The following is a 20,831-nucleotide window of genomic DNA, read 5'->3' as shown; positions in this document are numbered from 1 at the left end:
GCACTTAAGATGAATTAAGTGCCTTTGAGAAGTATTGTCGTAGAATTGATGGCTTAAAAACTGAGACTTTTGTAGCGTAATAAAGACAGAGAAACCTTTGCTGTCTTTGGATCAACAGAGAATTTTCTCAATATTCCCTTTTGGAAGTACCGGCGTGCTTTTGTTACTTTTGTACAAAGAATAAATTTATGGGACGCAGTTATATTTTTCTTGCTCTAGCTATTGTATTTGAGATCATCGCTACTAGTTTTCTGAAAAAATCTGAGGAATTCTCCAAGCTATGGCCATCCGTAGTAACTGTCATAGGATATGCCTGTGCTTTTTATTTTCTAAGTCTCACGCTTCGTCAGATTCCTGTAGGAATTACCTATGCAATCTGGTCCGGAGTGGGAATTGTTTTTATAACATTGATTGGGGTAATTGCCTTTAAACAGATTCCTGATCTTCCGGCAATTATTGGTATTGCTCTTATTGTTATCGGGGTGATTATTATTAATGTATTTTCAAAAATGGGAACGCATTAAAAAATAATCTCCTGACGCTTTTGCATTTGTTTCCAATGCTGAGACCTTGATTTGTATAAAAAGAACTTTCCCAGTTTGTATTTAAACCTTAAATATCCACGGAACTCAATGCCTTGAAATAGTCTAAAGGGAATTGCCGGATTTTCCTCTAATGATTCTCTGATTCCTTTACTGAAAACAGTAGGGCCTGTGGTAGCATGTACGTCATGTGGATAGCGGTGGTTTTTTATATTATCAATCATCAATTCTAATGTTTTCTTTAGAAAAGGATGATTTTTATTGAAAATAAGTGCCCATTGAACATAGAGATTTTCGTGTCTTTCTACACTGATCACAGCTTCATCGTCTTCATGAATGAGGTGTTTAAAAGGTCTTATAATGCTGCTGTCTATATCCAGGTATACTCCGCCTTTTTTATATAAAACGGCGTATCTGAAGAAGTCTGCTTTTGAAGCCCCTATAGCCAGTTTACGATAATTTTCAATATATTCCGGAGGGAATTCTTCAGCGATAAATTTCTCTATATCCTGATCATCATAAAAGAAATAGCGGTATTCAGGATTCTTTCTTTTCATTTTCCAGATGTGATATCGGGTAATCAAAGGAAGCTTTTTCGTCTTGAAAGTCTGAAAGATTTGTTTGGGTACTGCCATGTTCTGTTTTTAATAAGTTTAAGTTCCTAAATCATTTTCATCGGTTATGTGCATGCAGTAATAAGAGTTTTCTTAAGGAGAAGGGAATCCTTGAATTTTGAAACAGCTTATATTCAGCTGTGTTTTTGATTGTATTTTTAAGGAATGGTTAAATGGAGAGGGAAGAAAATTTTAATTTTCTTTTAATCTTCTGATATGCAAATATTGATAATAAGTTCAGATATTGTAAAAATTAAAACTGAGAATGGGCTTGTTGAGTTTATTTTGATTTTTTTCTTTCAAAAGGATTATAAGAAATTCCGGCACTGAAATAGAATGAAGGCTTATAAGTTCCTTTCCAGATATAATCATTAAAGGAATCCTGTTTATTAAATGCCCTGGAGTTGATATTTGCTCTGAGCCCGGTTTTAAAAGTTCCTATAAAGTTTCCTCCAAGATTATGTTCATAAATTGCCCCTGAATTGAGGGCAGTCTGCCGGAATTCATAGGTATTATTATTACGATAGGTATAAAAGGATGTATTATCCATTTCTGTTCCCAGAGAAATTCTGCCGTTGGAGAAAATATCTTTCCGGATCAATACTTTCTTCGGAAGCAGAACGTCCAATACCCATCCGTTGTTGAATCTGTTTTCATAGGTGAAGATAGGCAGTATGGGGATTTGGGAACTAGGATCGATAATACCGGCCAGTCCGAGAGACATTTTTGTTTTTGGAGTTGCTTTTAAAATCAACGAAGCAGTTACCAATCCTCTGATGCGTTCAAAATGCTGATCACTCCCATCCACAGAAATGCTGGCTGAATATATCGCTGTCTTTTTGAATAACCTTGAAAAATAGCTCAGATTAACCGCTTCCGAATGATAGTGAAAGTTTTCCTCCGTTTCAGTTCCGGGGATGACAGGGTTTTCGTTCCTGATCGAAGTATAACGATAGTTCAATGCTGTACTCAGAAGCCAGTTTCTCTTTTTAATAAAGTAAATATTGGCATCTGCCTTCATCTGCTGAAAGCTTTTTACCTTATTGTCCGGAAGATCCTGCCCCTGAAGCTGCGAAGAAAAAGAGGATGGAGTAACAATGGTGTATTCGACATTGAAGTTCCGTGCCTGTGGAATTTTATCAGCAAAAAAAGCACGCACCTTCAAAGGAATACTGTCCTTTTTCTGGGCATACGTTATGTTTTTTAAAGGGAGTATTGCCAGTGGGACAAGTACTCTTCTCAATGTTTTCATGGGTAGTTTATTTTAAAGGTTGAATAATAGACTGGAAGAAATTAAAGCTGAAAATCTTCTCATAGAAAATATCCAGGCTGTTTTCAATAATTGCATCTGTATAGCCCGCTGCATCCGGAATATAAGTTTCCTCTACAAAAACAAACCAGAGTTCTGAAAGCCCGTATCTCCTTCTGAATTCTTCGGAAGCATTGCTGTCTGGCACAGCAGAATGTTTTAGGTCACAAAACAGGATTCCTATTGTATTTCCCTGACGTTCTATAATATTAATAGGATGGTGGAGATAGCTGATAATTTTAATTTTCGGATCAAAACATTCTACAAAATGGTGCAAATCAATAAGCTGTATTACTTTTTCTTCCTGTTGAGATTCCGTCATAAAGAAACATTCTAATGATATTTCCTGAGTTAATTCATGAAAAGCTGTTAATTCCATATGTGTTCATTTTACAAGCACAAAGGAATAGAGAAAAATATAGCGTGAATTTGTTTTTATACAAAATGGCCGGGATTTTATACAAAAACCGAGGGTGTTATAATTGGTATAATAAAATACAGGTTTCGTATAATAAAATAGTTGTAAATTCCGTTATTGTCTATTTTTGTTAATGATAAAATGAGCCTATCGTATGAAATACAGTCCGCAGAAATTTGAAGAAACCTTTGTAATGGATTTTTTGGTGGAAGCGAAATATGGGCTCCGAAGGCATCTGCTGTTTCTGATCTTCTTTTTCTTTCTGCTGTACAGCGCGAGATTCTGGCATTGGTATTCGGGAATATATCAATACTATGTTTTATTCTTTGTGTATATTATTCTGATTGCAATGGTTTACATTAATATATATGTATTGGTTCCCTGGTTTTTCTTTAAAACAAAATACCTTACCTATCTCGTATTGCTTGTTCTGATGGGAGTTGTAGGCCTTAATTTTATTGGGTATAGTTTCAGACATCTTTTTGAAGACTTTAGAACACAGTACATTCCGAAAGATAATGAAAGAGGAGGAATCTATGAAGGGGTCCTGATGTGCATTCCGATTATTCTCACCACCACAACAATAAAACTTCTGCAGAAATGGATCAGTGATAATAAAAGGATCAGTGAGCTGAGTAACCTTACACTGAACATGGAACTGAATGAACTGAGAAACCAGATCAATCCACATTTTCTGTTTAATATGCTGAATAATGTAAAAGCATTGATCAGAACTGACCCCGCAAAAGCTTCAGTAGTAATTGTAAAACTTTCCGAATTCCTAAGATATCAGCTGTACGAAAACAGTGAAGAAAAGACACTGCTGGCTTCAGAAATTGATTTCCTGTCTAATTTTTTAAACCTTGAAAAAATAAGGCGTGACAACTTCTCTTTTGATATTCAGACCGATGCTGACAAAAGAATGATCAGCAGTACATTTATTCCACCCAATTTGTTTACTACTTTCGTTGAAAATGCGGTCAAACATAGTGTAGATCTCAGTGGAGGAGAGTCGTATGTGAAAATAGAAATCAATATTTGGAACAAACAGCTTCATTTTATGTGTGTCAATTCAAGGAGTGCGGGTTACAGTGTTTCAGACAAAAAAAACAGCGGACTTGGGCTTGCTAATATCACCAGAAGGCTGGAGCTTCTATATAATGACACTTTTGATCTTCAAATAGAATCAGATGAAAAAGAATATATTGTAAATTTAAAAATTCCCGTGTGATGAATTGTATTATAGTTGATGATGAACCTTTGGCAAGGTCCGAAATGAGATCGCTAATCACTGAAATTTCCAGTATTGATATCCTTGGTGAATTTTCTAATGCGCCATCTGCTCTTGATTTTCTTAAAGATAATGAGGTAGATCTTATTTTTCTTGATATAGAAATGCCAATGGTGACAGGTCTTGAGTTTGCAGAAATGCTTCCCAAAAAATCACTGATCATCTTTACAACAGCCTATTCCCAGTACGCATTGAAGAGCTATGAGCTGGAAGCGGTAGATTACCTGCTGAAACCTATTGATCCCCAAAGACTGGAAAAAGCAATTGATAAGGCAGTGCTTTATACTGAACTTCTGTCCAAAGACACTGTTAAAAATACAGTAGAATCTAATACTGCAGACTTTTTATTTATCAAAGCAGAGCGGAGGTTCTATAAAATCAGTTTTTCAGATATTAAATTTATAGAAGGGCTTAAAGATTATGTGGTCATTCATACAAAGCAGCAAAAGCTTATTACTGCAATGAATTTAAAAACCATTCATCAGAAAATCTCCGGTGAAACCTTCATCAGAGTCAGTAAATCCTACGTTGTGAATATGAATTATATTGATTCATTCGACAATCATAATATATACATCGAAGACTCCGAGATTCCCCTTGGAGAAGTATACAGATCCGATTTTTTCACAAAATTTGCCGGAGGACTTCTGAACTCAGACTGAGGTAAAATGAGTAATGGATAATAAGTGATGAGTAATAAAATCTTTCAAAATTTCTGTTCCCCATAAAATATACATCATCATCTGTGAAAATCCGCGTAATCTGTGGTGGAAAACTATTCAATTTAACGGGCTTTAGCCAAAACCTAAAATCAGGTGAGCTTCTGTCCCACAAAACGAATCACAGAACCTGTTCCATTATGAAACAATCCTTCATTAAGTTCTATTTCTGTTTCAGTTAATTCAATACTATCATAATCCGGAAAATCAGCTTTAATTTCTTCAATAGAAAAGAGGGATTCAATATCTTTTGGACCGCCTACCTTTTCATTTTTTGCAATATATTCGAGATGACTTTTACTGAAAGCTTCAAAAATAAGAAACCCGCCTTTACGCAGATATTGATTCAGCATTTGATGGATAGAAGATTTAATATCACCCGGAAAATGAGCGTAAATAAGAGCAATGGCATCAAACTGTTGTTCCTGATAATTGAGTGTTGAAAGTTCTCCAACCTGATAATCAATCGTAGTTCCCAGTTGTTCTGCAAGCTGTAACGCTTTATTTCTGCCATTGGCACTGATATCGAAAGCTGAAACCTCCCATCCCTGTGTTGCAGCAAAAACAGCATTTCGGCCTTCACCTTCTGCGGGGAAGAGTATTTTGCCTGGAGTTAATTGAGTAAGCTTTTCTCTAAGATAATTGTTGGGTTCTGTTCCATAAGCAAACTCTTCGCTGCTATACCTTTCGTCCCATCTGTTGAGCCATGTGTTGTCCGTCATTGTAAAAGAATTTTAAAATTTGGATAAAGAAGAATGATAAGTATTCTTCGGTTGTATTAATTGCATCAAATGTAGAATATTTCTTTAATCTTTCCGATCCCTAAAAAACGTTTACTATTATAGATTTTTTGAATGACAGATCTGTTTAATAAAAATCTAAATACTATTCCATACAATTAAAATTTGGAGTAATTTTGAAAAATGATGAATTTAAACCAGATTTTCACCAATCAACGTACAGGAAACAATCCGCAGACTAAGGCTTCACGAACTGATTTTCAAAGGGATTTCGACAGAATTATCTTCTCTTCTGCTTTCAGAAGACTGCAGAATAAAACGCAGGTTTTTCCTCTTCCCGGAAGTGTTTTTGTACATAACAGACTTACACATTCTTTAGAAGTATCGTCTGTAGGAAGAAGTCTAGGAAGTATTATCGGTGAATTCATTGCTGAAGATTTTAAAAGTGAACTTACTGAAGATTCAAAGAATTTTTATCTCTATAATTTAGGAAACGTAATTGCCGCCGCATGTTTATGTCATGATGTGGGAAATCCGGCATTCGGACATTCCGGAGAAGATGCCATTGCGAGCTATTTTGAAAGGAATGAAAAAGACCTGAAATCAAAATTCAATGAAAAAGAGTGGGCGGATCTGGTGAATTTTGAAGGAAATGCCAATGCAATCAGAGTATTGGCACAGCAACAACAAGGGAAAGATGCGGGAGGTATTCAGCTTACGTTCTCTACACTGGCAAGTATTGCAAAATATCCATGTGAGGCGGTAGCCAAGAAAAAAGGAATTATTCACAGGAAGAAATTCGGTTTTTTTCAGAATGAAAAAGATATATTTCTTGAAATAGCGAAAGGAACTCAGCTTATTTCTGAAAGTGAAGAACCTCATATTTTCAAGAGACATCCATTTGTATGGCTGGTAGAAGCGGCAGATGATATCTGTTATAATATCATTGATATGGAAGATGCCCACAGATTGGGAATTGTTTCAACAGCAGACTGCAAAAATTTATTTTTTGAACTGGTAAAATCGGAGACGGATGATGTTCAGAGAATTGAAACAAAGTTAAGTTCTATTTCCAATGAAAATGAACAGATTTCTTATTTAAGAGCAAAAGTAATCAATGCTTTGATCAATAAGTCGATTGAGATGTACAAATACAACTTTGAGACCATCCTTGAAGGAAACCTGAGCAACGGTTTACTGGATATTTATAAAAAGGAAAATAAAGCATTACAGGATATTGCAAGTTTCTCTGTAGAAAAAATTTATAACCATAAAGCGGTTGTGGAAATTGAAAATGCAGGCTATAATGTAATGTATGAATTGCTTGATCATTTTATTCCTTCCATTCTGAAACCGGAAGATAGTAGAAAGTCCTATGATGAAAAAGCTTTGAAATTAATTCCAAAGCAATTCATTTACAATGATGGCACCGATTATCAGAAAGTTCTTGGAGTCATTGATTTTGTTTCAGGAATGACGGATAATTATGCTACCGATTTATATAGAAAAATTAAAGGAATAGACATCGGGATGACCGTGTAGATTCTATTTATTCAATAATTCAGAAGCCTCTTCTATTAATGATTTCATTAAAGTGGAGGCTTTTTTATGCTTTAAAAGCGGAGCAATCTGACCAGCCCAGAAAAATACCAAATCATTCTTCTGTTGTTCCAGAGCTGCCTTTCTGAGTACACCCATAAAATGAGTCTGCAAAGGAAACGGTAATGTTTTGTCAGTGGCGGTCAATACATCTCGTGAGATTTTTGTAGTAATTCCGCGTCCTAATCTTCCGGTATACGCTCTGGTGAGAGTGGTAGATCTTGCAGCCTCAGAAAATAAAAACTCTTTGTGAATGGGTAAAGCTCCGGACTCTTCAGTGGCCAGAAATGCTGTTCCGATCTGTACCGCTTCTGCACCCAGCTGGAAAGCTCCGGCAATTCCACGGCCGTTGGCAATACCTCCTGCTGCAACTATTGGAATTCTTACCTTGTCCTTTATCAGTTGAATCAAAGCAAAAGTTCCTGTTGTAGAAAGCTCAGCCTGATCCAGAAAAGAAGGGCGGTGGCCGCCACTCTCAAAACCGGAAGCCACAATAACGTCTACTCCGATTTTTTCCAGAGCAACAGCTTCATTTAAGGTGGTTGCATTTCCCAAAACAACAGTTCCCTGCCGATGAAGATCTTCGATGATATTTTCATCCAGTAAACCAAACATAAAACTGAAAACTTTAGGCTTAATATCAAAAATTACATTCAGCTGATTCTGAAATCTTGATTCAAAAGAGGGTGGAGGTGCAGGAATTTCTGTCTCTAAAAGTTCAAAATAAGGTTTGAAAATTTCAATTGCCTTTTGATATTGCTCCTTTGTATGCTTTTCATCAATAATATCGTGATCGTTTACCCAAAGATTAAGATTGTAAGGTTTATCTGTTTTCGTTTGTATTTCTTTGTGAATATCATAAATTTCCTGCAGTGATAGAGTATACGCTCCGAATCCGCCTAATCCGCCAAGATTACTCACTGTTGTTGTCAGTTCAACCGTAGAAAGACCTCCGCCAAAAGGACCTTGCAGAATAGGATATTCAATACCCAATAATTCTGTAATTCTATTTTTATTCCACATGATTTTGTTGATTTTTAATTAAAATTTGAATTAAGGGTATACATTGGTCAATGTCTTGTTAACGATGAGCCATCTTCCATCTATGTTATTGAAAGTTATGAAATTATAATAATTAAAATCATACATTCTTACATTTAATTTCACCGTAGCAATCGAATTAATGACGTCAATGGAAAGGATTTCTGCTTTAAATCCCTTTCCGGATTTTTCCGGACTTACACGGTTTCCAACTCCCTCAATATATTGTTCTGCAGTTTTAAAATAGGGAACTCCATCTACATCTCCGAAAAGCAAAGCTCCTTCATAGAAAGCCTTTTTAAGAAGGTCTGTATTTCCTTCATAAATTCCTTTGAAATAATAATTCTCTATGACATTTCTTATTTCAGTTTCTGGTGCCTGATTGGTTTTCATATCCTTTACATTTTGTGCATGGCCGCTCAACGGAAAGCTGAACAGCCACGCTATAATTAATGATAGTTTCATGATAAATGATGTCCGGCTCCCATTCCCCCGTCAACATTGATGATGGCTCCGGAAATTAATTTATTTTTAGCAACAGCATGAATCATCTGAGCAACTTCTTCCGGTTCCCCAATACGGTTGATGAGGTGTATTCCGGCATTGTTGTCAAGATTTGCATCATGCATTGGAGTTCTGATCAGTCCCGGAGCAATTGTATTGACTCTGATATTCTCTTTTCCAAACTCTGCCGCCAATTGTAAAGTCAGAGCATGAATAGCTCCTTTGCTTGAAATAGGTGCTGTAGAAGGAGACTCCGCAATGGCATGATATACCAATGGTGTTCCTACATTGATCACCACACCGTCTTTTTGTTTGATCATCTGAGGAATTACAGCCTGTGTTGTAAAGAATGTTCCTTTTAAATTCGTGGTTAAAAAACGATCAAGATAGTCTTCGGTTACGTCCAGAAAAGGTTTGTTCTCGTAAATTCCTGCATTGTTGACAAGTACATCAATGGATCCGAATCTTTCAAGTGCTGTTTTTACCAAGGCTTCTCCTGTTGCTTTTTCAGATACATTTCCGGCAACCATTGCCAGATTTTCTCCACCTCCAAGTTCATGATAAACTGCCTCTAGTTTGGATGCTGTTTGTGAATTAATGATGACATTATCGCCTCTGTCTAAGAAATAACGCGCTGTTTCCAATCCTATTCCTGAAGAGGCCCCTGTTACGATTATCGTTTGCTTTTTCATGTTCTGTTTATTTTTTTTCTGTTGAAAATCCCTGTTCTTTTAAGACTGAAACCTGTTCTCCGGCATATCCCCAGTTATCATCTTCAATTTCATTGATCACAATATGGGTTAAATGAGGATCCTTATTCAAAACTGAAGTTACAGCTTCACTTATTTTTCTGATTAATTGTTGTTTTGTTTCGCGGTTAAGATCTTCGCGAAGCACATCTACTTTAATGAATGGCATGATGGTAAATTTTTAAGATGAATAGAATTAATAAGCTTCTGCAACAAGATGAATATTTAAATCAAAATTGTTGTAGATCAGCGTATCACCAAGATTAGTGAAGAAATTGGAGGATCTGAATTTGATATTGAATTTAGTTCTGTCGACTACGATTTTAGTATCTAAAATAGCCGTATTATCCGTAGTTACAATCTGCAGACTTGTGTCGATAGAATGAGTAATCCCTTTTATGGTAAGATCTCCGGTTACGTAATACTGATTCTGATCACCAGGTTCTGTATGAGTGATTTCGAAATAAGCTTCAGGAAATTGTTCAGAATTGAAGAAATCATCAGAAGCCAGGTGATTGGCAAACTGTATGTTGGTTTCAGCATCTTCAATATCAAGGATTTTGATGGAGCGGGTATCAATGACAAATTTTCCAGATGCGGGTTTTCCATCTTCAAATCTGAAGTTTCCTTCTTTTACACCAATTGTTCCGTTGTGGGCTCCGGTTACTTTTCTTCCGATCCAGTCGATCGTGCTGTTTTCTTTATTGACTTTGAAATTTTTTGTGTCCATTTTTATTGGGTTTAATTAATGACACAAAGTTCAGCCGAACAAAAGAAAAAGTTACGTGATGTACCTCACAAAATAGGAGAGAAGGAACAGCTGTAAAGATGTTGATTATTGATGAAGCCTGCTCAGGGTTTCTCTGGTTACTCCAAGATAAGAGGCAATCAGATGTTTAGGAACCAGATTGTACAATTGAGGATACATGGCTAAAAGTTCTTCATACCGGAATTTAGCATCATTATTCATGAAAGAAAGCAGACGTTTCTGTGCCGCTACATAGCCTTTATTGGTTCTCCATCTGAAAAAATGCTCAACTTCATGAATTTCACTGCAGATTTTTTCCCTGTCTTCGTTGGAAATAGACAGGATCGTTGCGTTGGTAATACAATCTACATTGATGGTGGCCCTTGTTTTATTGTAAAGCGCATCAAAATCTGTCACCCACCAGGTAGGCATGGCAAACTGAAGGATAAACATTTTCATGCTGTCATTAAGATAAAATGCTTTCAGACATCCTTCCAGAACAAAATATTCATGATTTACGAAATCACCTTCTGAGATCAGGCTTTGTCCTTTCTTTAAAGTAATCAGGTTAAAATGTTCAAAAACATAATCGAACTGCTCTCCTGTAAGAGTAGTGAATTTTGAGATATGATCCTTTAATACTTCTTTGGAATCGGCCATTGTGTGTAATGAATATTCAAAAGTAAGTTTTTTTCGGAATAATTTTAATTTAAAAATGATCAATCATTTATAAGCTCCATTATTAGATGATCGTGTGTCAAATTTTACATTTATTTTTCATATATTTAAGCAAATACCAATAAAATGTTTAACAAAACATGATTTATTACGACTTATTAAAAAATTAAAAACTATGGGAATATATTTAGCACCCGTTATTTTCTTCGGGTTAATCATTTTATTCGCTTCGTTCTTTGTGGTTAAGCAGGAAACCGCAGCGATTATCGAGCGTTTTGGAAAATTCCGTGCTGTAAAACATTCCGGCCTTCACCTTAAGCTGCCTATCATAGATCAGATCGCTAAAAGACTGAATCTGAGAATTCAGCAGCTGGATGTTATGATTGATACCAAAACATTAGACAACGTTTTCATCAAAATGAAAATTTCTGTTCAGTATCAGGTGATCAGAAGTCAGGTAGGAGATGCTTATTATCGTTTGGAAAATCCTGAAAATCAAATTACTTCATTTGTTTTTGATGTGGTAAGAGCTGAGGTTCCGAAATTGAAACTGGATGATGTTTTTGTAAGAAAAGATGATGTGGCAATTGCTGTGAAAAGTGAACTTCAGGAGGCTATGAATAGCTATGGGTATGATATTATCAAAGCTTTGGTTACCGATATTGATCCGGATGAACAGGTAAAACATGCAATGAACAGAATTAACGCGGCGGAAAGAGAAAAAACAGCTGCAGAATACGAATCAGAAGCCCAAAGAATCAGAATTGTTGCCGTTGCCAAAGCTGAGGCAGAATCTAAAAAACTGCAGGGGCAGGGGATTGCTGATCAAAGAAGAGAAATTGCAAAAGGACTTGAAGAATCTGTAAGAATGCTGAACAATGTAGAGATCAATTCACATGAAGCATCAGCACTTATTGTTGTGACACAGCATTATGATACATTACATTCCATAGGTGCAAGTAACAGAAGTAACCTGGTTCTTCTTCCCAATTCACCTACAGCAGCCAGCAGCATGCTGAACGATCTTGTAGTAGCTATGACTACTGCAAATACAGTTGGTGAGGCCAGTAAAGGTAAATATCCGGATCCTCCTCAAAAAGAATCCGGATTTTAAAATAATAAAAAAGCTTCTGAAATTTTCAGAAGCTTTTTTATTATTTTTTCGTTTTAGAAACCTGTTCTATCAGTGTATATTTGATGGAAGAGGCGTCTGCCGGAGGGTTTTCGATTTTTTCTGTTTTTACTTTTAAAACATATTCGTAACCCGGCTCATAAGTAAATCCTTCAATGCTGCTGTAGAAATTGGTCCAGTTTTCCGAAGCATTTTCTTTTACCTGCATGCATTTCATACGGCCGGCTCCTGCAGAACAGTCTACAGTTTGTGGTCCTACGATAAGTGTTTTTTCATTGGATGCCATTTCTTTCTTTTTTGTTTTAGAAACCTGCTTTACCAATGTATATTTTATAGATGATCCGTCAGCTGGTGGATTGGCAATGTTTTCTGTTTTTACTTTTAAAACATATTCATATCCCGGTTCATAAGTAAATCCTTCAATGTTGCTATAGAAATTGGTCCAGTCTCCGGAAGCGTTTTCTTTTACCTGCAGACATTTCATAGGAGCTACGCCTGTACAGTCTGCTGTTTGTGGTCCTACGATGAATGTTTTTTCATCACCTGCTGATGCATTGGCTGTTGTTGTACATTGCGTCATTGCGAATAATGCTAATGCGGGTGCTGCCCCTTTTAGAATTGTTGCGATACTTTTCATAAACTTGATTTTTTTCCCCATACCTCGCAATTACCATGCCGAACCTGGTTTTCTTGAATTTGTAGTACTTCTGCTATTGCTTTTTACTTTTTTAATCGTTTAATTTGAAGTTCTTAAACACTAACCACAAAACATAATTCTTACAATAAATATGGAAAATCAAATGCAAGTTGAAAATTACAGGATTCAAAAACCTGAAATGTGGGCAGGAAATATCGGGGATGAGGAAATAAAAAACCGAATCAAAGACTCCGAATTTGCCAAGAGACAAATTGATGAAGGTCGTGATTACTGCTACTTTTTAGACAAAAAATACTATACAAGCAATAAAGAAAACAGTGAATATGTCTGCATGGCATATACCCTGAACGAACCTGGAAACCTGGAAAGAGCGTCGGTTTCTGATGTCATTGTGGAAGAGAATGAAGTCTATCAGATTCACAGAATCAGCGTTTTGAGAGATGGCGTTTTGATTGATAAGATTCCGGATACGAAAATTAAGGTTCTTGACAGTGAGAATCAAAGTAGTGGAGGCGTTTTGAGCAGTAATAAAAAAATCAATATTACCATCAAAGATCTCAGGCTGTATGATGTACTGATTTTAGAAGATTCAAGGATTAAAGAATTTACAGACCGGGATTTCTTAAGAAAAGAATTCTCAAAATATGTATGGGTAAGTCCGGATAATTACTGGGCATATGGCAATTTTGCATTCACTTTTATCAATGAACGTGAACAGACGATTGCCTATAAAAAAACATTTTTCAGAGACGAGCAGGGCAATGTTCTGGAACCGGAAGTGAATCATTTGAAAAAAGGAGAAAGGTTTGTCATAGAAGAGCAGAATTATATTAATCCTGTAGATTCCGGACGGGAAATTTTCCCTTATGTGGATTTTGCTACAGAAAGCAGTTGGAAAGATCTTTCCAATTATATTGTGCCTCTTTATGATGAGATTTTCAATAGCTCTTCTTTGCAGGATTTTGCTCCGAACCTGATTGAAAAGCTGGATGCTATTACTGATCAGGGGGAAAAACTTCAGTTTGCCATAGAGTATGTTCAGAATCACATTTATTATATCTTCAATGCAGATGAAATGAATGGGCATAAACCGCAGGCACCATCTGTAACCTATGAAAATAAGCAGGGAGACTGTAAAGCGAAATCAGTTTTATTAAAAGTGATCCTTGATTATATTGGTGTGGATGCTTCTGTTGTACTGGTGAATTTCAATACAGATTATTATATCAAATATTACCTTCCGTCACTGTTAAGTTTCAATCATGTTGTTGTGAAGGTGAATTATAAAGGTCAGGAATACTTTATTGATGCTACAATCCGCGATGAATTCGGACTGATTGAAAACAGAGGATTCATGTATTTTATGCATTATCTGGAAGTGAAAAAAGATCAGGAGCTGCAGGTAAGAAAACCTTATCAGTTTCCTTATTTCTGTATTGATGAAAAAGTAGATTTTAATGCACAGGGGAATGTTGGAAAATTTACTTTGTCAACCACTTACAAAGGAAGCAGGGCCAATGCCATGAGAAGATATTTTAAAAGCACCAACAAAAGGGAAATTATAGACAGCTGGAACGGTTTTCTTTTCTATGCGCTTAATTATGCAGGTGACAGGAATGGTACAGATGTCAGAAATGTATTCAAAGATGCCTCTATTGATGTGGTAAGTGATAATAAAAGACTGAATGAAGTAAAGATTCAATACACCGCTGTCATTGAAAATCCATATTTTGTAGATCCGCAGAACAACCGTTTTCTTATGTATTTTGACAGAAATGTTATAAAGGCAGGTGCAAGAGATTTTATGCATAAAGATTTACCATTCTGGCATAATTTCGACAGTGAGAAATATGAAATCAATCTGCATACAGATCATAAAATTGATACAGAAGAAAAATATACCATTCAGGAATGTACCATTGCCAATCCGTATTTCGACTATAAAAGCCGTAAAAAAGTGAGTAAAAATGGAGCAAGTGTATACATTGAATACAACCCTCTGATCAATCTTGAAATTCCGCAAAGTGAGTTTGAAAAGTTCAGAACAGATCATCACACCATTGCAGACAGCAATTTCGGAATTGGAATTGACATCATAGAACCGGGACTGATGAATAGACTTAAATTCAGTTTTAAGAAGAAATTTAAATAATTACTGAGTTTAAAGTTCAAGGTTCAAATTTTAGATTTTCAGCGGGCGGCGGAGCCACCCGCTGAAAATCTTTATCCAAATTATTATATATTCATTTAAATCACATAAAAAACACAGATTCATCTATGCAGAAGATATTTTCTCTTGCTTTTCTTATTGCAGTTTCTGGTATTAATGCCCAGAAATTAAAGAAAGAAGACGTTACAGGGTTCTGGAAACTAAAGGAAGCCGGATTTTATGAGAATAAAAAGAAAGTGGTAAAAGAATTTGATAACTGTCGTCTGATGAGAAATTATGCCATCAGGGAAGACGGATACGCTATTTATAATTATGTAGAAGGGAAAACAGGGGACTGCAGTCCATCTGAACCAAGACTTTCTTTTTGGAGAATCGTAGAAAACAGAATCCAGTTTTATGTAGATGACCAGAATATCCTTGAAGAAGTGGAAGTAACCCTGAATAAAGATAACACAATAACTTTTTCAAGTTACATTCCCAACCCCATTACAGTTAAAGGAGATGCTCTCGCTGAAAAAATGGTAAACACCATTCATTATAATATCCTTGAAAAAAAATACTAACGGCCAATAGTAAACTTTTGATGTATGAATTATGTAACGGTAATCTATCTGCTTAATATTATTCTGTATGCCATGTATTTCTTTGGGAGAACTGGCGGTGAAACAGATTTATCTGGTGTAGATTTTTTTGTTTCAGGAATTTTATCCCTTTTTCTGATCTTTGCCGGATATCTGAATGCAAAAAAGGGGATGATCTACAGAGCTGTTCTGTGGATGTTTTTTGTGAATGTTTTCTTATTCGTTTGTTCCGGTTTATTTGATCAGTTTGGAAGCCATTTTAATATCCTTTCCAATAGTAATAATGACAGTTTTTTCTTTACGCTGGCACTGCTTGTTTATAATGGATATCTTTTCTCTTTAACAATTATTCTTGAGGGTTCAGGACTGGCATTGATCATTCCTGTTGTATTGTCATTTATTCTGCCTTCATTGGGATATCTGATAGGGAAGAAGCTTTATCCAAATATCCACTTATAGTCTTTGCGAGCCGAAGGCGAAGCAATCTCAATAGAGAAATAGAATTTGGAATACTAAGTACAAGTTTTTTGTAACACGTAAAGGCGCTAGGATTTTTACAAACCATGCCTATGTAAGACGCAAGGATTTTATCTTCGATAAAATTGAGAACGTATAATTTTGCTGAAAATCTTCGATTTTCTTGCGCCTAAAAATATACGCAACGTATAAACCCTTGCGCCTTCGCGTTTCCCAACACCCAATATTTTAAGCAAAAAAGACAAGAAAAAATGTAAGATTATTCCTGATTCTGAGGCTGATTATTGGATGTAAAGAATTTCTGTTTACCAATCAAAAGTTCAAAAAACAATCTGAAATCCGAGATTAAAGACCATAAAGGATATTTAAACGTAGCCGGTTTGTTTCTCTCAATCACAGCATGACTGAACCAGGCAAACCCATATCCGAAAATGGGAATATACCATAAAAACCTTTCTTTTCCGGAACTGATCACATATCCTATCACGAAAAATACGAGCAATGTTCCGATAAAATGGAAAATCCGGGTTCCTGTTTTACTGTGTTCAGTAAGGTAAAACTGATAAAATTCTCTGTATGTTTTGATTCTTTCGGCCATGGCGGGTTAGTTTATTGATTATGTTGAAGTTAAAGCAATAATTCGGCCGATTTTTTAGAATGAAAAACAAAAAAGGCAAAATAGCAAATCAGTCTGTTCAAATATTCGACTTTTTTGCCATTTTGCCTTTCACAGTTTTGCTAATATTTTTTAGCTATTCTTTAATTCTTTTCCAAGTTTGCTGTTTTTGTATCCGTAGCAGAAATAAATAACCATACCGATCAGGAACCACATCCCAAACCAGAACCAGTTTTCATGGCTCATTCCCGTAAGCAGATACAGACATGAGCTTAATCCAACCAATGGAATCAATGATAAGTTCTTGATAAAAGCTACTACACATAAGATAAGGTTGATGATAATAAAGAAGAAAATAGAAGCTCTGAATTCTCCTTCATTAGGATCTGACCAGTTCATCAGGTTATCAAAAAATTCCGGCTGCCACTTGTAGAAAGCTAACAAACCACCAATGAAAACAACAGGGAAAATGATTTTACCATTTACATATGGAAGGTGAAATCTTCCTTTAATCTTTTCTTTCGCCGGAAGCATAAGCACTCCTGCACATACCAGAACAAATGCGAAAATAGTTCCGATACTTGTAAAATCCAGGATAAATGTTTTATCTGTGAATAGGATAGGAATACCCACTACAATTCCGGTAACAATAGTCGCGTAAGAAGGAGTTTTATATTTGGGATGCACCTTCTGGAATCTCTGAGGCATCAGTCCGTCACGGCTCATCGCATACCAGATTCTCGGCTGTCCCATCTGGAAAACCAATAATACAGTGGTAATTGCAACAATAGCAACGAAGGAAACGATAAGTTCCATCCAGGCTACATTGGCATTTGTTTTTTCAAATATGAATGAAAGCGGATCTCCTACGCCGTCAAACTTTTTATAATCCACCATTCCTGTCAATACAAGTGTCAATGCAATATAGATCACTGTACACAATACAAGAGAGATAATCATTCCTTTTGGTAAGGTTTTCTGTGGATCTTTAGTCTCTTCAGAAAGTACACTTAAGGCATCAAATCCAATATAAGCGAAGAATACTCCGGATACTGCACTCATTACTCCGGCAAAGCCGTTTGGCATAAAGGATGGTGTTCCGGTTGTAGGGCTTACTGGGGTCCAGTTTTCAGTATTGATATAAGAAAAACCAACAAGGATAACCAGTATAATTACACCTAGCTTTAAGATAACCAGAGAGTTATTGAAGTTTTTACTTTCTTTCACTCCTACATAACAAAGCCATGTAATCAAACCATTGATAACCAATGCCGGAATATCTACAATGAATTTTAAACTTCCGATTAATGGTGCTGTTTTCCAGGCGTTTAACAGTTCTTTGTTTTCGGAACCATATTGAACCGCTTTTCTAGCTTCTGTATAGCTGCAGGTCAAATAGTCTGGGATATGCATTCCCAGACGTCCCAGGAAACTGGTAAAATAATCTGACCAGGAAAAGGCTACATAGATATTTCCGAAAGAATATTCCATGATCAGGGCCCAGCCGATAACCCATGCAATTAATTCCCCGAAACTGGCGTAAGCATACGTATAGGCGGAACCTGCGGTAGGAATTCTGCTGGCAAATTCAGCATAACATAAAGCGGTAAACCCACAGGCAAAACCACAAATCAAATATAGAAGAATCACACCGGGGCCACCTCTGAAAACGGCCTCTCCCAAACTGCTGAAACTTCCAGCTCCTATAATAGCCGCAATACCAAAAAATACAATGTCCCATACACCTAAGACTCTTAAAAGCCCCGTTGAAGTATCTGTATCTGAATAGATTTTTCTTCTAAAAAGTTGACTCATTCAATAACTTATATTTGATTTGAAAAAAAGCAAATGTAATGATTTTTTATTTTGATGTTAACAGTTGTTAAGAACATTTAGGCAAAAATGCTCAAACAAAAGGGTTTAGTCTTTATAAACAGGGAGTTCTACATAGCTGTCATTGTACCATTTTACCTCCAGAGGACCCCCCGAATCCTTTATCGTTTCATCACTTACATCCTTGCCTGTTCCATAATTGATCTGCCAGTTAGGACTTTTATTCACCCCCACTAATAAAAGCAGTTTGCTTCCTTTTTCTATTTTTCTACTCATGAAATACGAATTGTTAATGGGAATCTGCTCTATTTTATTGGGTTCAAGAAGCTGTCTTACTTCATTGTTCTTTGCATAGCTGGCTCTCACAATGTGGGTTGATAATAAAGAAGATTTTCCATCCGGCTGAATCATGTACAGATATGTATCCGCATCAAAGTCTTTTTTGTTGATAGAAACATTGAAAAATCCTGAAAGATTTCCGCTGATGATCATATCCTTGTCCAATACTTCACTTTCAAAAGCAATTGAATTGGTCATTTTTATACTGTCTTTTTTACTGATTTTGTAATAAGTGTCCTTCAAATCTCTGTTTTTAAAATCAACAATCTGTTTTGTGAAATTTTGAGTATCCGGTTTGCTAAACACTGATGAGGTATTTTTCTTGTCCTGAAGATAGAATTTAACAGTGGCAGTATGCATTCTGTCAAGATCAGGAACATGTTTCCACGTATTGGTATTCATCACCTGAAAATTGATTTTGTCTTTTAAGATTTCCGGTTTTTTGCCTCCTTTAAGAATATAATCAAACCATGAGAAAGCAAGGTCATCTATACTTATTCTGGCCACAGGATCAATAGGATCTCCATTCACATAAGTAAATCCGAAACTTTGTGCCCCTCCATGATTATAAGGGCCTATTACCAGATAGTGATCTGCATTTTTATTGTATTGATGATGTTGCTTAAAATAATACAGTGCCCCAATCTGATCATCATCATAATATCCGGTTGTTGTCAGAATTGGAATATTGATTTTAGAAAAATCCTCTTTGTAAGGAACCATTTTTTGCCAGTACTGATCATATCCCGGATGATCTAGCCATCGTTGGAAAATTTTGCTGGTTTTACCGCTTATCGTATCCAAAGCCCTGAATGATTTTCCACTTTTATACCATTCTGTATTGATTAAATTCCATTTTGCGAAATTGCCAAAGTCTACTTCATCGGTAAGTTTATTGTTGGTGACATACTGTATCCATTGCAGCATATAGCTCATAAATATATTATTCTGGGCAGGATAATCTATCCCGATTCCTACAGCCACCTGCGGTACAATCGTCTTTAATGCCGGATGCAGTTTTTTAACAGCTGCCCACTGGCTGAAACCTAAATAGCTTCCGCCAATCATTCCTACTTTTCCATTGCACCATGGTTGTTTGCTTATCCAGTCTATTACCTCATAGATATCTTCTGATTCATGCTCAAAAGGATCATTTACATTATTGCTGTTTCGCTTGCCGCGGGTATTAACAACAACTCCTACATAATTGTAAGTAGCAGCTCTCTTTCCAAAAAATTCATCAAATGGACCTGCATAAATATTATTGGTAAGAATAACAGGAAGTGGGGAAGTCTCTCCTTTTTTTCTGACAATGGTAATTGTTAAGGTATTTCCGTTTTTTATCTTAAGATCTTTGGTCTCAATAATGAATTTTTCTTTGTCTTTTGATGCCAGCAATTGCATCACCTGAGGTTTGATACTTGAATACGTTTTGTAGCTGAGATAGCTTTTGCATAATGCAAGAGCGGTTTTGTAATCAATACTGTCTTTGTTCTTTTGCTTGTCCAGTATTTCCTTCATTTGCTTTCGGGATTCTTTTACATTGCCGTCAACCGCAAGAGGCAGTCTTGGAAGCAGTTTTTCCGGAAGGCTTTCGTACTTTTGATTAAATGCTTTCCGAAGTGCATCGGGAAAAGTGATATTGCTTTCCTTTTGGGCCAGTTTAGCCATACTGTACAATTCAAAGCCCATATATCTATAGTCTCCCATATTATGATCGGCAAAGAGACTGCGGTTTTCTGACAGAGAAGCCAACGAATTTTTATAATCCTGAGCTACCATCTGTAAACGGAAAAGATTGTCAAGAAGGTCAACCTTGTTTTCCGGTTTATTTTTTGCGGACTGAAGCTGGGGAATCACTTGAAGAGCAAGTCCCGGCATCTGTTTTTCCAGTGTAAGAGAGTCTGTTACAGCTGTCTTTGGAAACTGAAATTTTTGTGCCTGCAGAAGGTTTACAAAAATTAATGCTAAAAGTATCTTAAATTTCATGGAATAGTGTATTTATGGTATGTTTTTAGCTGCTGTTGAAAAAGTATCAACTTAAAATATGTTTTTGATAACTTATTATTAAAA

At 36.1% G+C, this 20,831-nt stretch carries 22 protein-coding genes; 8 read left to right on the top strand and 14 right to left on the bottom strand.

The features are described from left to right. Window positions 1-188: 188 nt before the first annotated feature. Complete coding sequence (locus tag FW780_RS05620; RefSeq protein ID WP_149832593.1) at window positions 189-524, top strand: DMT family transporter; 336 nt, start codon at window positions 189-191, stop codon at window positions 522-524. Here the strand turns inward: FW780_RS05620 and FW780_RS05615 are convergent. The 3 genes from FW780_RS05615 to FW780_RS05605 form a co-directional block, all read right to left on the bottom strand. Then, window positions 521-1,177, bottom strand: coding sequence for a glycosyltransferase family 32 protein (locus FW780_RS05615; RefSeq protein WP_149832592.1), 657 nt, complete (start codon window positions 1,175-1,177; stop codon window positions 521-523). The genes FW780_RS05620 and FW780_RS05615 overlap by 4 nt on opposite strands. Before the next feature lie 259 nt (window positions 1,178-1,436). Beyond that, entirely contained in the window at window positions 1,437-2,408 is a 972-nt protein-coding gene (locus FW780_RS05610; protein ID WP_149832591.1) for a hypothetical protein, read from the bottom strand. 7 nt (window positions 2,409-2,415) lie between these two features. Continuing rightward, window positions 2,416-2,844, bottom strand: a complete 429-nt coding sequence (locus FW780_RS05605; RefSeq protein ID WP_149832590.1) for a hypothetical protein — start codon at window positions 2,842-2,844, stop codon at window positions 2,416-2,418. Between the two features lie 193 nt (window positions 2,845-3,037). Between FW780_RS05605 and FW780_RS05600 the strand changes: the two genes are divergently transcribed. Beyond that, window positions 3,038-4,114: a sensor histidine kinase gene (locus FW780_RS05600; protein WP_149832589.1), complete on the top strand. Its 1,077-nt coding sequence runs from the start codon at window positions 3,038-3,040 to the stop codon at window positions 4,112-4,114. After that, on the top strand, window positions 4,114-4,836 hold the full coding sequence (locus FW780_RS05595; RefSeq protein ID WP_149832588.1) for a LytR/AlgR family response regulator transcription factor: 723 nt from the start codon (window positions 4,114-4,116) through the stop codon (window positions 4,834-4,836). The genes FW780_RS05600 and FW780_RS05595 overlap by 1 nt, the downstream gene beginning before the upstream one ends. 149 nt (window positions 4,837-4,985) lie before the next feature. Here FW780_RS05595 and FW780_RS05590 read toward each other — a convergent pair whose 3' ends face one another. Beyond that, complete coding sequence (locus FW780_RS05590; RefSeq protein ID WP_149832587.1) at window positions 4,986-5,615, bottom strand: class I SAM-dependent methyltransferase; 630 nt, start codon at window positions 5,613-5,615, stop codon at window positions 4,986-4,988. Between the two features lie 204 nt (window positions 5,616-5,819). Here FW780_RS05590 and FW780_RS05585 point away from each other — a divergent pair, with 204 nt between their 5' ends. Beyond that, a complete protein-coding gene (locus FW780_RS05585; protein WP_149833816.1) occupies window positions 5,820-7,175 on the top strand; it encodes a deoxyguanosinetriphosphate triphosphohydrolase in 1,356 nt (451 codons plus the stop codon). A gap of 3 nt (window positions 7,176-7,178) precedes the next feature. On the opposite strand, the gene FW780_RS05580 is transcribed toward FW780_RS05585, so the two are convergent. From FW780_RS05580 to FW780_RS05555, 6 genes are all read right to left on the bottom strand, one after another. Next, entirely contained in the window at window positions 7,179-8,255 is a 1,077-nt protein-coding gene (locus FW780_RS05580; protein WP_149832586.1) for an NAD(P)H-dependent flavin oxidoreductase, read from the bottom strand. A 30-nt stretch (window positions 8,256-8,285) separates the two neighbouring features. Then, the gene (locus FW780_RS05575; RefSeq protein ID WP_149832585.1) at window positions 8,286-8,738 is read right to left on the bottom strand and encodes a nuclear transport factor 2 family protein; all 453 of its coding nucleotides are present in this window, start codon (window positions 8,736-8,738) and stop codon (window positions 8,286-8,288) included. Further along, window positions 8,735-9,469, bottom strand: a complete 735-nt coding sequence (locus FW780_RS05570) for an SDR family NAD(P)-dependent oxidoreductase (RefSeq protein WP_149832584.1) — start codon at window positions 9,467-9,469, stop codon at window positions 8,735-8,737. The genes FW780_RS05575 and FW780_RS05570 overlap by 4 nt, the downstream gene beginning before the upstream one ends. A gap of 7 nt (window positions 9,470-9,476) precedes the next feature. After that, on the bottom strand, window positions 9,477-9,695 hold the full coding sequence (locus tag FW780_RS05565; RefSeq protein WP_047377560.1) for a tautomerase family protein: 219 nt from the start codon (window positions 9,693-9,695) through the stop codon (window positions 9,477-9,479). 27 nt (window positions 9,696-9,722) lie between these two features. Beyond that, window positions 9,723-10,256 carry a YceI family protein gene (locus FW780_RS05560; RefSeq protein ID WP_149832583.1) on the bottom strand — a complete coding sequence of 178 codons (534 nt, stop codon included), beginning with the start codon at window positions 10,254-10,256 and terminating at the stop codon, window positions 9,723-9,725. Window positions 10,257-10,361: 105 nt separating this feature from the next. Then, window positions 10,362-10,934 (bottom strand): Crp/Fnr family transcriptional regulator, encoded by a 573-nt coding sequence (locus FW780_RS05555; RefSeq protein ID WP_149832582.1) that lies wholly within the window; start codon window positions 10,932-10,934, stop codon window positions 10,362-10,364. A 193-nt stretch (window positions 10,935-11,127) separates the two neighbouring features. Here FW780_RS05555 and FW780_RS05550 point away from each other — a divergent pair, with 193 nt between their 5' ends. After that, window positions 11,128-12,066: an SPFH domain-containing protein gene (locus tag FW780_RS05550; RefSeq protein WP_149832581.1), complete on the top strand. Its 939-nt coding sequence runs from the start codon at window positions 11,128-11,130 to the stop codon at window positions 12,064-12,066. Between the two features lie 40 nt (window positions 12,067-12,106). Here FW780_RS05550 and FW780_RS22630 read toward each other — a convergent pair whose 3' ends face one another. Continuing rightward, window positions 12,107-12,721, bottom strand: coding sequence for a DUF4377 domain-containing protein (locus FW780_RS22630; RefSeq protein ID WP_149832580.1), 615 nt, complete (start codon window positions 12,719-12,721; stop codon window positions 12,107-12,109). A gap of 151 nt (window positions 12,722-12,872) precedes the next feature. Between FW780_RS22630 and FW780_RS05540 the strand changes: the two genes are divergently transcribed. The 3 genes from FW780_RS05540 to FW780_RS05530 all read left to right on the top strand — a co-directional run bounded on the left by FW780_RS05540 (window position 12,873) and on the right by FW780_RS05530 (window position 15,952). Further along, the gene (locus FW780_RS05540) at window positions 12,873-14,894 is read left to right on the top strand and encodes a hypothetical protein (protein WP_149832579.1); all 2,022 of its coding nucleotides are present in this window, start codon (window positions 12,873-12,875) and stop codon (window positions 14,892-14,894) included. Between the two features lie 125 nt (window positions 14,895-15,019). Beyond that, window positions 15,020-15,475: a lipocalin-like domain-containing protein gene (locus tag FW780_RS05535; RefSeq protein ID WP_149832578.1), complete on the top strand. Its 456-nt coding sequence runs from the start codon at window positions 15,020-15,022 to the stop codon at window positions 15,473-15,475. Between the two features lie 24 nt (window positions 15,476-15,499). Next, entirely contained in the window at window positions 15,500-15,952 is a 453-nt protein-coding gene (locus FW780_RS05530) for a hypothetical protein (RefSeq protein ID WP_149832577.1), read from the top strand. 277 nt (window positions 15,953-16,229) lie between these two features. Here FW780_RS05530 and FW780_RS05525 read toward each other — a convergent pair whose 3' ends face one another. The 3 genes from FW780_RS05525 to FW780_RS05515 form a co-directional block, all read right to left on the bottom strand. Beyond that, window positions 16,230-16,568, bottom strand: coding sequence for a DUF962 domain-containing protein (locus FW780_RS05525; protein WP_149832576.1), 339 nt, complete (start codon window positions 16,566-16,568; stop codon window positions 16,230-16,232). A gap of 150 nt (window positions 16,569-16,718) precedes the next feature. Then, on the bottom strand, window positions 16,719-18,401 hold the full coding sequence (locus tag FW780_RS05520) for an APC family permease (protein WP_149832575.1): 1,683 nt from the start codon (window positions 18,399-18,401) through the stop codon (window positions 16,719-16,721). Window positions 18,402-18,506: 105 nt separating this feature from the next. Next, entirely contained in the window at window positions 18,507-20,747 is a 2,241-nt protein-coding gene (locus tag FW780_RS05515; protein ID WP_149832574.1) for a CocE/NonD family hydrolase, read from the bottom strand. Between the last annotated feature and the right edge of the window lie 84 nt (window positions 20,748-20,831).

This window comes from Chryseobacterium sediminis, assembly GCF_008386505.1.
GTDB lineage: Bacteria > Bacteroidota > Bacteroidia > Flavobacteriales > Weeksellaceae > Chryseobacterium > Chryseobacterium sediminis.
The sequence above is the reverse complement of the archived record's forward strand: the minus strand, read 5'-3'. Positions and strand labels throughout refer to the sequence as shown.